The 11,311-nt window shown below is 73.3% G+C and carries 11 protein-coding genes and 1 pseudogene; 4 read left to right on the top strand and 8 right to left on the bottom strand.

Annotated elements, in window-relative coordinates; all coding sequences use genetic code 11:
* The 6 genes and pseudogenes from E0D90_RS18250 to E0D90_RS18225 form a co-directional block, all read right to left on the bottom strand.
* A pseudogene (locus E0D90_RS18250) lies at positions 1-843 on the bottom strand (hypothetical protein); the annotation flags it as partial.
* A gap of 243 nt (positions 844-1,086) precedes the next feature.
* Positions 1,087-2,289 carry a precorrin-6y C5,15-methyltransferase (decarboxylating) subunit CbiE gene (cbiE, locus tag E0D90_RS18245; RefSeq protein WP_103503560.1) on the bottom strand — a complete coding sequence of 401 codons (1,203 nt, stop codon included), beginning with the start codon at positions 2,287-2,289 and terminating at the stop codon, positions 1,087-1,089.
* 65 nt (positions 2,290-2,354) lie between these two features.
* Positions 2,355-2,951 (bottom strand): GNAT family N-acetyltransferase, encoded by a 597-nt coding sequence (locus tag E0D90_RS18240; protein ID WP_103503561.1) that lies wholly within the window; start codon positions 2,949-2,951, stop codon positions 2,355-2,357.
* A 136-nt stretch (positions 2,952-3,087) separates the two neighbouring features.
* On the bottom strand, positions 3,088-3,933 hold the full coding sequence (locus tag E0D90_RS18235; RefSeq protein ID WP_103529349.1) for a MetQ/NlpA family ABC transporter substrate-binding protein: 846 nt from the start codon (positions 3,931-3,933) through the stop codon (positions 3,088-3,090).
* Between the two features lie 104 nt (positions 3,934-4,037).
* Positions 4,038-4,709, bottom strand: coding sequence for a methionine ABC transporter permease (locus tag E0D90_RS18230; RefSeq protein ID WP_103503563.1), 672 nt, complete (start codon positions 4,707-4,709; stop codon positions 4,038-4,040).
* A 4-nt stretch (positions 4,710-4,713) separates the two neighbouring features.
* On the bottom strand, positions 4,714-5,787 hold the full coding sequence (locus tag E0D90_RS18225; RefSeq protein WP_130799277.1) for a methionine ABC transporter ATP-binding protein: 1,074 nt from the start codon (positions 5,785-5,787) through the stop codon (positions 4,714-4,716).
* A gap of 416 nt (positions 5,788-6,203) precedes the next feature.
* On the opposite strand from E0D90_RS18225, the gene E0D90_RS18220 reads away from it, so the two are divergent.
* Together E0D90_RS18220 and E0D90_RS18215 are read left to right on the top strand one after the other, a co-directional pair.
* Complete coding sequence (locus E0D90_RS18220) at positions 6,204-6,575, top strand: hypothetical protein (protein WP_130799276.1); 372 nt, start codon at positions 6,204-6,206, stop codon at positions 6,573-6,575.
* A 145-nt stretch (positions 6,576-6,720) separates the two neighbouring features.
* Positions 6,721-7,185, top strand: a complete 465-nt coding sequence (locus tag E0D90_RS18215; protein WP_227870306.1) for a hypothetical protein — start codon at positions 6,721-6,723, stop codon at positions 7,183-7,185.
* Between the two features lie 76 nt (positions 7,186-7,261).
* Here the strand turns inward: E0D90_RS18215 and E0D90_RS18210 are convergent, their stop codons facing one another.
* Positions 7,262-7,780: a GNAT family N-acetyltransferase gene (locus tag E0D90_RS18210; RefSeq protein ID WP_130799275.1), complete on the bottom strand. Its 519-nt coding sequence runs from the start codon at positions 7,778-7,780 to the stop codon at positions 7,262-7,264.
* A gap of 273 nt (positions 7,781-8,053) precedes the next feature.
* On the opposite strand from E0D90_RS18210, the gene E0D90_RS18205 reads away from it, so the two are divergent.
* Positions 8,054-8,734, top strand: coding sequence for a lysophospholipid acyltransferase family protein (locus tag E0D90_RS18205; RefSeq protein WP_103503567.1), 681 nt, complete (start codon positions 8,054-8,056; stop codon positions 8,732-8,734).
* Positions 8,735-8,898: 164 nt separating this feature from the next.
* Here the strand turns inward: E0D90_RS18205 and argH are convergent, their stop codons facing one another.
* Positions 8,899-10,365 carry an argininosuccinate lyase gene (argH, locus tag E0D90_RS18200; protein WP_130799274.1) on the bottom strand — a complete coding sequence of 489 codons (1,467 nt, stop codon included), beginning with the start codon at positions 10,363-10,365 and terminating at the stop codon, positions 8,899-8,901.
* A gap of 349 nt (positions 10,366-10,714) precedes the next feature.
* Between argH and E0D90_RS18195 the strand changes: the two genes are divergently transcribed.
* On the top strand, positions 10,715-11,311 hold a 597-nt coding region (locus E0D90_RS18195; protein WP_130799273.1), incomplete at its 3' end, for a pyridoxamine 5'-phosphate oxidase family protein.

Here is an 11,311-nt window from a genome sequence, read left to right as displayed (position 1 = left end):
GCCGGGGAGGGGCGCGCCGACGGCGGGCGCGGCGGGGTAGCCCGCGACGCTCTCCGGGGCGCCGGACTCGCCGTGCGCGGGGGCGATCGGCTGCCAGGCGCCGGGCTGGGCTGGGAGCACCCCGTGGGCCGGCGCGGCGGCGCCGACACCCGCCGGGACGGGGGCACCGGCGCCCACGGTGGCATACGCGTACTCCGGGACGGCCACGGGCTCGGGCGCCCGCGTCGGCGCCTGGTCCGGTACCCCTTCCGCTGACTGCTGCTGCTCGGGCCGCGTCTGCGTGGCGCCCTCGGCGAGGGCTGACTCGACAGGTGGCGCGACGGTGGCCTCGGCCGGTCGCGGCGCGGCGAGCGGTTCAGCCAGCGCTTCGGCGAGCGGTTCGGCCGGCTGCGGAGCGGGCGGAGCGGGCTGCGTGTGACGGTCGGCCAGCGGCCTGACCGCGCCGGACTGCTCGGGCACGGCCGGGCCGAGGTGGGCCGGGCGCTGCGGCGCCGGCGCGGGCGCGGGCGCGGGCGCGGCGGGTACGCCCCGGGAGGGCGTGGCGTCCGCCGACGGCGCTCCGGGCGCCGTCGGGTCGGCGGCCGGCTGCTGGTAGGGAGAGTGGTGGCGCAGGGCGGAGGCCGGGACGCCGCGCGGCGGTGTGGAGACCGGCTCGTTCCAGGCGCCGGCGGCACCCGGCATGAGCAGTTCCTCTTCCTCGCGGTCCTCCGGGTCGGCGGTCCCGACCGCGTCCGGGTACGGGAAGGCGTCCGGTGCGGGGGCTTCCGGCGGGACGGGGTGGCCCGGGTGGGCACCCGCCTGGTCCAGCTGTCCCCGTTCCGGGAATCGGCCGGTGTCGGTCATGCGTATCCCTCGCCCATTCGGTAGTGCTCCTTCCGGCCCCCGCGCGCGTGTGCCTTCGGGAGGGAACAACGAGCGCGCGCCACGATCGGCACGAACCCCCGCCCCGGCCGGCCGGACATCTGGGGACGAACCCTGCCCGCCGACGCGCGGCACAACGACGCAGCAGCCTACCGGGCCACGCGAACACCCCCGCCCATCGCCGCCCGTCCCGAACCCTATGGTCCGGGTTTGTCGCCGTGCGGTTCAGGTCCGACTGCCGGACAGCAGAAACGCTACGTTTCTGCCCCGTTCCGACCAGGTTCCCGTGTCGAGCTCCATGCTCTGCAGGAGCGTGCACCGCACCCGGTAGCCGGCGGCGGCGAGTTCACCGCCGGACGCCTCCGCCTCGTCGCGGGTGAGCGCGTGGGTGACGATGTGTCGGGCCCGGCGGTCGGCGCAGGCACGCAGGGTGCGGGGGCCGCCGCCGCCGACCCGGATGACATCGGGTTCGGGCAGGTCGCCGAGTACCTGGGGAGCCCCTCCGTGCACCACCTGCAGCTGGACCCCGGCGGCGCGGGCGGCGGCGGAGACCCGCGCGCACGCCTCGGCGTCGCGGTCGACGGCGATGACGGCGGCCCCGAACCGCGCCGCCTCCACGGCGGTCAGCCCGCCACCGCTGCCCACGTCCCACACCAGGTCGCCCGGACGCGGTCCCAGCGCGGCGAGTTGGGCCGCGCGCATGCCGGGCGCGGAGCCCTCGCCCCCGGCGCCACCGGGCAGCCCGTAGTCGGCCGCCTCCAGTCCCCAGCCCCGCGGGCCTGCCGGGGTGCCGCCGGCCAGCCAGCCGTCGCCGGCTCCGGACTGCGCCGCGCCGAGCACGATCACGACGTTGGGGTCCTGCCAGCGGTGCTCCACGGCGGTGGCCGGGGTGACCATGCTGACGCGTTCGCGGTCGGTGCCCAGCGCCTCGCACACGACGAAGGTGCGGTGCACGCCGCGCAGCATCAGCGCGATCTCCGCCGGCCCGGCTCCGGGGGCGGTGAGCACGGCGACCTTGGGGTGGGCGCGGCAGACGTTCACCGCACGGCGCAGCGTGCCGTGTCCGGCGACCACGACCCGGGCGTCGTCCCAGGGCATCCCCGCGCGGGCGAAGGCGGCGGCGACCGAGGAGACGGCGGGGATGACCTCGACCTCCAGCCCGTGGGCGGGATCGCGCAGCGCGCGGACGAGACCGAAGAATCCCGGGTCGCCGTCGGCGATGACGACGGCGCTCCCCCGGTGGCCTGCGATGCGTCCCGCCGCGACGGGAACGCTGCCGAGCTGCACCCGTTCGGCACCGGCGGGGACTTCGGGCTGGCCGAGATGGCGCGGAGCGGCGGCCACCAGGGTGGCGGCGCGCAGAGCGGACCGGGCCGCCGGTTCGAGCGGCGAGCCGTCCCATCCGATCACGGTGACGCGGTCGGCCATGGCCAGCGGACTCCGGGGTGGTGTGCTGCGCGGGAGGTGCGGGACGGGACGAGGGTACCCCGGCGTCAGTCGCCCGGGGCGTCCTCCAGGTCCTCGGGGAGCAGTCCCCAGACGATGACGTCGGTGCGGATCTCCGCCCAACCGCCGTCCTCGGTACGGGTGCGGACGGTGCTGGCGTTGCGCAGCACGCCCTCGCTGAGACAGCCGACCTTCAACGCGACCTGCTGGGAGGCGGTGTTCCCGGCCGCGGTGCGAAGTTCCAGCCGTTCGAACTTCTGGTCGTGGAAGAGCCAGTCGGTGACGGCGAGCACCGCTTCGACGGCGTATCCCTCGCCTCGTGCCCACGGTGCCACCACGTAGCCGATCTCGGCCGATCTGAACCGCCAGCTGGTCTTCATCAGATGGACGGATCCCACCAGCCGCTGGGTCAGGTGCTCGGTGACGGCGAAGACGATGCCGCGCCCCTCGTTGCGCTCGGCGGGCGCGAACCGGACGATCCACTCGCGTGCGTCGGCCATGGAGTAGGGGGCGGGCACGCTGGTCCAGGCGGCGGTCAGCTCGTCGTCCATCATGTCCGTCAGCTCGCGCTGGTCGGCCTCGTCGTAGGGGCGCAGCACGAGCCGGTCGGAGGTGATGGTGACGTCGGGGAAGGTGGATGTCATGCGCCGCTCCATGGCCTGGGTAGTAGGGACAGCATGCAGCATGCGCACGGCGCGCGACCGACCCGGGCCCCGGCCTGGTGGCCGGGGCCCGGGAGCGCCGCGAGGGGTCCGGACGCGGTGGGCGCCCGGAGCGGTGTCAGAACGCGGGGAGGACGGAGCCCTCGTAGGTCTCCTCGATGAACTGGCGCACCTCGTCGGAGGTCAGCAGGTCGCTGAGCACGGCCACTGCCTCGTCGCCCTCGTTGCCCTCCTTGACGGCGAGGAAGTTGGCGTACGGGTTGCCCTCGGCCTCCTCCAGCGCCAGGGAGTCCTCGGCGGGGCTGAGGTCGGCCTCCAGGGCGTAGTTGCCGTTGATCACCGCGGCGTCGACGTCGTCGAGGACGCGGGGCAGGGTGGCGGCCTCCAGCTCGTTGAAGGTGATGCCGCCGTCGTCGGTGATGTCGCCCAGCGTGGCCTCGGCGCCGACGCCGTCTGCGAGGGTGATGAGGCCGTGGCCGGCGAGCAGCTGGAGCGCGCGGCCGGCGTTGGTGGCGTCGTCCGGGATGGCGATGGTGTCGCCCTCTCCGAGGTCGTCGATGGAGTCGAGGGAGCCGGAGTAGAGGCCGAGGGGCTCCAGGTGGACGTCGGTGAGGCCGACGATGGTGGTGCCCTGCTTCTCGTTGAAGTCGTCGAGGTAGGGCTGGTGCTGGAAGAAGTTGGCGTCGACCTCACCGTCCTGGAGGGCGGTGTTGGGGAGCACGTAGTCGTCGAACTCCTCGACCGTCAGCTCCAGGCCGGCGTCCTCGGCGAGGTTCTCCTGGACGAAGTTGAGGATGTCGGCGTGCGGCACGGGGCTCGCGGCGACGCGCAGGCTCAGGTTCTGGGCCTCCCCGCTGCCGGCGTCGTCACCGGTGTCGGGGTCGCTGTCGGTGCCGCAGGCGGTCAGCGCGAGGGTGAGTGCGGTGGCCAGGGCGATGGCGGTACGGGTGGTGGTGGTACGCACGAAAAGTGCCTCTCTGTGCAAACGGGGTGGTGCGGTGTGCCCGGTACCGGTCGGGTGCCGGGTGGTCTGGCGCGGAGGGGTTCCGCGGGGTGGGGTGCTGTGGTTCAGGTGCCGGCGCGTTCGCGGCGTGCGAGCAGCCGCACGGTGCCGTCGCCGGCGAGCTGGACGAGGGTGACGATGAGGATCAGCGCGGCGATGATGATCAGCATGAAGTCGGTCTCGGAGCGCCGGTAGCCGTAGTTGAGGGCGATGGTGCCCAGGCCGCCGCCGCCGACCGCGCCGGCCATCGCCGAGTAGCCGATGAGGGCGATCACGGTGGTGGTGAGGCCGGCCACCAGCGACGGGAGCGCCTGGGGCAGCAGCACCTTGCGGACGACGGTGCGGACGCCGCCGCCCATCGCGAGCGCGGCCTCCACCAGCCCGTGGTCGACCTCCCGCACGGCGGTCTCCACCAGCCGGGCGAAGAACGGGATGGCGCCGACGGCCAGCGGCACGATCGCCGCGGTCGGGCCGATGGCGGTGCCGACCACCATGCGGGTGAAGGGGATGAGCGCCACCAGCAGGATGATGAACGGCAGCGAGCGGCCGATGTTCACGATGACGCCCAGCACCCGGTTGACGGGCACGTTGCTGAGCAGCCCGCCGCGGTCGGTCAGCACCAGCAGCACCCCGACGGGCAGCCCGCCGAGGACGGCGACCACGCTGGACCACCAGACCATGTACAGGGTGTCGATCGTGCCCTGCCACAGCAGGGGCTGCATCTGTTCCCAGCTCACCGGGTCACTCCTTCACCAGGTCGGCGGGGGCGGACTCGCCCGCGGCGGCGGCCGGGCCGGGCGGGCCGGCCGGTTCCCCGTCGCGTACGTCGACAGTCAGACCCTGCTCGCGCAGGTAGCCGATCGGGACGACGTTCTCCTCGAAGCCACCGGGCAGCTCGATCCGCATCCGGCCCACCTGCCGGCCACCGGCGGTGTCCATGGCGGCGCTGAGGATGGAGACGTCGATGTCGTAGGTGCGCGCCAGCGCGGAGACGACGGGCCGGGCCGCGCTGTCGCCGTGGAAGGTGATGTCGACGACGGTGGTTCCGGGGCCGGTGGCCGCGCCCTCCAGCGGGAACAGTTCGGCGGCGAGCTCGGAGCCCGGGGTGGCGAGCAGGTCGCTGACCTTCCCAGACTCCACCAGCCGTCCCTCGCGCATCAGGGCGGCGGAGTCGCAGATGGTCTTGACGACGTCCATCTCGTGGGTGATGAGCAGGACGGTCAGTCCGAGCTGCCGGTTGAGGTCGCGCAGCAGCCGCAGCACCGAGCGGGTGGTCTCGGGGTCCAGCGCGGAGGTGGCCTCGTCGGAGAGGAGCACCTTGGGGTCCCCCGCCAGCGCGCGGGCGATGCCCACGCGCTGCTTCTGGCCGCCGGAGAGCTGGGCGGGGTGGACGGACGCCTTCTCGGAGAGGCCGACGAGGTCGAGCAGTTCCCGGGCCTTGGCGGCGCGGGCGCGGCGGGTGAGGCCGAGGATCTCCAGCGGGAGTTCGACGTTGCCCTGCACGGTGCGCGAGGAGAGCAGGTTGAAGTGCTGGAAGACCATGCCGATCCGGGTGCGGGCGGCTCGCAGCGCGCGTCCCGCCCGGGGGCCGTCGCCGGCCAGGGCGGTGAGGTCGGTGCCGTCGACGGTCACCGTGCCGGAGGTGGGGCGCTCCAGCAGGTTGACGCAGCGGATCAGCGAGGACTTGCCGGCGCCGCTCCGTCCGATGACGCCGAATACCTCGCCCGGGCGGACATGGAGGTCCACGCCGTCGACCGCGGTGACCTCACGGTCGCGCGTTCGGTAGACCTTGGTGAGGTCCGTGGTGGTGATCACAGGGTTTCCGTCACTGTCGGGTCCCGGCGCGGGGGTGCGCGCCGGTGGGGACCTCGCGGCGGTGTGCCGGAGGCGGTCCGGAGACGTCCGGGAAGGGGGTCCTGCGGATGAGCGGCCCGGCGGCGCGGCATCGGCGCGCGGCGCGGTTCTCGCTTCGGGGCGCGAGGCTGCTCGGGTGGGGCCCTCAGCGCTGACACATTCGACACAGACAGCGAGCGCCGGGCAGTACTGCTGCCTCGGTTGCCTGGAAATGGCTGCTCGGTCCGGTCATGCGGAACAGTTAAGCACCCAGGGGCGCGCGTTTGGGATACGCGCCCCCAACCGTCCACATGCCGGACATCCGGCCGGTGGGGACGGGGCTCGGAGGCCCGGGGCCGGGCCCTCGCGGCACCCCGGCGCGCAGTAGAGTCGGCCGCATGCTGACCCCCCTGACCATCGCGGTCGCGGTGGCCGCCGCGCTGCTGGGCCTGTGGTGCGCCGTCGCGGCACTCCGCGACCAGCCGGTGAAGGACTGGCACTACGCGGGCATCGCGGTGGTGACCCTGCTCACCGTGGTGCAGCTCGTCGTCGGCGTCGTGATGCTGGCGGGCGGAGACCGCCCGGACGGCGACTCCACCGCCGTCTTCGTCTCCTATCTGGTCTCCGTCACGGCGTGTGTGCCCCTGGTGGGACTGGTCGCACTCGGGGAGCGGTCCCGGTGGGGCTCGGCGACCGTCGCGGCCGGCGCCTTCCTTCTCGCCATCCTGCAGTTGCGCCTGCACGACGTGTGGGGTGGCGGCGTTGGCTGAGAACACACCGGCGCGCGCCGCGGGACGAGGAGCGGAACGAGGGGCGGAGGAGCCAGGCGTGGCGGACGGGTCCGGACCGGCGACGGAGGACCGCGGTGATCACGGCTCCTCCCCCGGCAGCACGCCCACGGGGACGCGGCACGGGCTGAGTAGCGGCCCCGGACGGCTGCTGGTCACGCTGTACGCGATCTTCACCGTGGGAGCGGCCTCCCGTTCGCTGTACCAGCTCTCCACCCGGTTCGACGAGGCGCCGCTGGCCTATCTGCTCTCCGCGGGCGCCGCCCTCGTCTACGCCTTCATCACCGTGGCGCTGGTGCGCGGCGGCGAGCTCGCGCGGCGGTTCGGGCTGGTCGCCTGCGCGGTGGAACTGGCCGGCGTGCTGGTCGTGGGCACGTGGACCGTGCTGGACGGCGCGGCGTTCCCCGACAGCACCGTGTGGTCCACCTACGGCATGGGCTACCTGTTCCTTCCGCTGATCCTCCCGGTCACCGGTCTGATCTGGCTGCGGCGGCCCGGCGTTGACGACGCCGGGAACGAGGGCGTCGACGACGGCGGGGACACGGGCGATGACGACGGCGGGGCGGACCCGGAGCGGACACCGCGCGGCTGACCGGAGACACGGGTGGGCCCGGACGACGGCAGGACGCCGTCCGGGCCCACCCGTGCGCGCGACGCGCCGCGTCCGGTCAGCCGGCTGCCGCGAGTTCGGCCACCGGGACGGTGGCCGCGGGGCGCCGCTTCTCCAGGGTGACCAGGCTCAGCCGCCGCGTGACCTCCTCGGTCTCGACGGCGGCGTATCCCAGGCGGCGGTAGAGCCGCAGGTTGCCCTCGCTGCGGTGCCCGGTGCTCAGCCGGAACCGCTCGGTGGCGGACTCCTCGGCCAGCAGTTCCTCCATCGCGGTGAGCAGCCGGCCGCCGAGGCCGTGGCGGCGCAGCCGCGGATGGACCATCAGCTTGCCGATGGCGGCGGAGCCGTCCGCCTCCACCCGGCCGCGTACGGAGCCGACGATCTCGTCGCCGAGCCGGGCCACCAGCACCCGGCCGGCTGCCAGCTCCGCGCGGAGCGCGTCCAGGGACTGGGTGAGCGGTTCGATCGTGTAGTCGCCGTACAGCTCGGCCTCCGACTGGTAGCAGAGGTACTGGAGTTTGAGGACCTGTTCGGTGTCCTTCTCGGCTGCGGTGCCGATCATGACGCTGGTACCCATGCGCGCATGCCTCCTCGCGAGGTGGGCCGGTCGCGTCGTCGTACGAGGGTGCGCGTGCCGGCCGTCCGGTGCCCTGACGGCGCGGTGATGACCTGCGCCGCCAGCATTGTGTCCGCCACCGGTACCCGGCGAAACGCGGCCGGGGGGAACTCCTCTGTGACATTGCCGACTCCGGCCGTCCACAGGGTGGCCGGAAGAGGAATGATCGGGGGACCGCGGGATACTCTCCCGAATCGCGCGACCCCGCGCCGGACGTCACGACCGGAGGACCCGTTGTCCCGTTTCCAGCTGATCAAGGCGGTCCTCGGACCAATCCTGCGGCTGTTGTTCCGCCCGCGGGTCGAGGGTGCCGGGAACATCCCGGGCACGGGTCCGGTCATTCTGGCGGGCAATCACCTGACCTTCATCGACTCGATGATTCTGCCGCTGGTCACGGGCCGCCAGGTGTTCTTCATCGGCAAGGACTCCTATGTGACGGGCCGGACGCTCAAGGGCCGCCTGATGGCGTGGTTCTTCACCGGCGTCGGGATGATCCCGGTGGACCGCGACGGTGGACGTGGCGGTGTGGCGGCGCTGATGACCGGACGCCGGGTGCTGGAGGAGGGCGGCGTCTTCGGCATCTACCCCGAGGGGACCCGCTCCCCCGACGGGCGCCTCTACCGGGGCCGGACCGGCATCGCCCGGCTGACCCTGATGACGGGCGCACCGGTGGTTCCGTTCGCCATGATCGGCACCGACCGGGTCCAGCCGGGAGGCAAGGGCCTGCCCCGGGTCGGCCGGGACCGGCGGATCACCGTACGGTTCGGCACCCCGCTGGAGTTCGGCCGCTACGAGGGGATGGACCGGGACCGCTATGTGCTGCGGGCCGTCACCGACGAGGTGATGACCGAGGTGATGCGGCTCTCCGGTCAGGAGTACGTCGACATGTACGCCACCAAGGCGAAGGCGGCCTGAGCGGCGGGGCTGCCGCGGCTCGGCGGCACACCCGCCGTCGGTCTCCGGCCCCCCGCCGATCGCCGCTCCGATGACGGATGGAACACGCCGCCGGGCAGGCCCCTCGTTCCAGGGGCCCGCCCGGCGGCGTTCGGTGGCGTTCGGCGACGGTGAGCGGCTTGTCGTCAGCCGGCGGTCGTGCGCGCGGCGTCCGCCCAGGACCGCTGCCGCGCCAGGTCGGCCTTGACCTCGGTGAGCTGCTCGGCGACCGCGGTGGGCGCGGTGCCACCGCGTCCGCTGCGGGAGGCCAGCGAACCGGCGACGGTGAGCACCTCGCGAACGGCGGGCGTCAGGTGGGGCGAGATGGCCGCGAACTGCTCGTCGGTGAGCTGGTCCAGCTCGATCCCCTCGCGCTCGCAGACCTGGACACAGCTGCCGGCGACCTCGTGGGCGACCCGGAACGGGACACCCTGCCGGACGAGCCATTCAGCGATGTCGGTGGCCAGGGAGAAGCCGGCGGGCGCCAGTTCGGCCATGCGCTCGGTGTGCACCGTGAGGGTCGCGATCATCCCGGTGAACGCGGGGAGCAGCACCTCCAGTTGGTCGCAGGAGTCGAAGACCGGCTCCTTGTCCTCCTGGAGGTCACGGTTGTAGGCGAGCGGCAGTGCCTTGAGCGTGGCGAGCAGGCCGGTGAGGTTTCCGATCAGCCGTCCGGACTTGCCGCGCGCCAGCTCCGCGATGTCCGGGTTCTTCTTCTGCGGCATGATCGACGAGCCGGTCGAGAAGGCGTCGTGGAGGGTGACGAAGGAGAACTCCTTGGTGTTCCACAGGATGATCTCCTCCGCGATCCGCGAGAGGTTCACGCCGGTCATCGCGGTGATGAAGGCGAACTCCGCGACGAAGTCGCGGGAAGCGGTCCCGTCGATGGAGTTGGCGGACGAGCCGTGCTCGAAGCCGAGGTCGGCCGCGACGGCCCGCGGGTCCAGCCCCAGGGTGGAGCCGGCCAGCGCTCCGGAACCGTAGGGCGAGACGGCGGTGCGCTCGTCCCACTGCCGCAGCCGCTCCGCGTCCCGCCCCAGGGCGTGCACATGGGCGAGCAGGTGGTGGGCGAGGAGCACCGGCTGGGCGTGCTGGAGGTGGGTGCGACCGGGCATCGCGGCGTCGGGGTGGGCCTCGGCCACGGCGGTCAGCGCCTCGCTGAGGTCGGCGAGGAGTCCGCCGATGATCCGCGCGTGGTCGCGGAGGTACATACGGAAGAGCGTGGCGACCTGGTCGTTGCGGGACCGGCCGGCGCGGAGCTTGCCGCCGAGGTCGGCACCGGCGCGTTCCAGCAGGCCGCGTTCGAGGGCGGTGTGCACGTCCTCGTCGGCGACGGTGCCGGTGAAGGAGCCGTCCGCGACGTCCGCCGCGAGCTGGTCGAGAGCGGCCAGCATGCCGGACAGTTCGTCGTCGCCGAGGAGGCCCGCGCGGTGCAGCGCGGCGGCGTGGGCGCGGGAGCCGGCGATGTCGTAGGGAGCGAGCCGCCAGTCGAAGTGCACGGAGGCGCTCAGCCGCTCCAGGGCCTGCGACGGCCCGTCGGCGAATCGCCCGCCCCACAGCCGCATCCCGTCGTCGGGTGCCTGCGGCGCGTCCGGGCCTGCTCCGTTGGTCATCGCGGTGAACTCCTCGGGTTCTCGGCCGGGTCGGGCCCGGCCGGGGAAGTGAACTCCGTGGTGTCCCCGGCTCGCCGGGGAGACCACGGGTGAAGACGCTGTGGTGGTGCGGGCCGCGCTGGGCGGCCGGTGCACCACTGTGCCCGATCGCCGAGGGCGGCCGTCGCACCCGACATGCCGAGACCTCGGTCATCGACGAGTCCGCCGGGCGGGCGGCCCGATCGGCCTTCGCCGCGGGACGCCAGAGCCACACATCACGGCAGGTATAAATATGCGGCGCGCTGCATGTTTTGTCAATCTGCCCGAAAGGAGCCTGTCCGACGGCGTCCGGGAGCGGCAGACTGTGCCCATGGGGAAGACTCACCAACGTATCGACGGCCGGCTCCGGACCTTCATCGAGTCACAGCCCGTCTTCTTCACCGCGACCGCGCCACTGGACCCGGGCGGCACGGTGAACCTCTCGCCCAAGGGGGTCAGCGGCTCACTCGCCGTGCTGGACGAACGGACCGTCGCCTACCTGGACTTCGCCGGGAGCAACGCCGAGACGGTCGCCCATCTGCGGGAGAACGGCCGGATCACCCTCATGTGGTGCGCCTTCGAGGGCCCGCCCAACATCGTGCGGGTGCACGGGCACGGAGAACCGGTCTTCCGCGACGATCCGAGATACCCGGAGCTGGTGGCCCGGTTCCCCGATGTCGACCCGGACCGGCACGGCGCCCGCGCGGTGGTCGTCGTGACGGCGGAACTGATCCGCGACACCTGCGGCTTCGCGGTACCGCGCCTCAGCTACGAGGGCGAACGCCCCCTGCACGGCGCCCGGTTCGAGCGCGAGACCGACGAGTCACTCGACGCCTACTTCCAGAAGAAGGAGCACGTGGCGTCCAGCATCGACGGCCTCCCGGGGCTCCCGCTGCCTCTCCCGCCCACGCCTCCGCCGGCGGAGCCC

This window comes from Streptomyces otsuchiensis, from assembly GCF_004305975.1.
In the GTDB taxonomy this organism is placed as follows: Bacteria; Actinomycetota; Actinomycetes; order Streptomycetales; family Streptomycetaceae; genus Streptomyces; species Streptomyces otsuchiensis.
Note: the sequence above shows the minus strand (reverse complement) of the source record. Positions and strands in the feature narration are given on the sequence as shown.

Excerpts from the sequence above, each read along its gene's own strand:
- cbiE (WP_103503560.1), bottom strand. The coding sequence starts at position 2,289 with ATGGCCGACCGCGTCACCGTGATCGGATGGGACGGCTCGCCGCTCGAA.
- E0D90_RS18240 (WP_103503561.1), bottom strand. The coding sequence starts at position 2,951 with ATGACATCCACCTTCCCCGACGTCACCATCACCTCCGACCGGCTCGTG.
- E0D90_RS18220 (WP_130799276.1), top strand. The coding sequence starts at position 6,204 with ATGCTGACCCCCCTGACCATCGCGGTCGCGGTGGCCGCCGCGCTGCTG.
- E0D90_RS18210 (WP_130799275.1), bottom strand. The coding sequence starts at position 7,780 with ATGGGTACCAGCGTCATGATCGGCACCGCAGCCGAGAAGGACACCGAA.
- argH (WP_130799274.1), bottom strand. The coding sequence starts at position 10,365 with ATGACCAACGGAGCAGGCCCGGACGCGCCGCAGGCACCCGACGACGGG.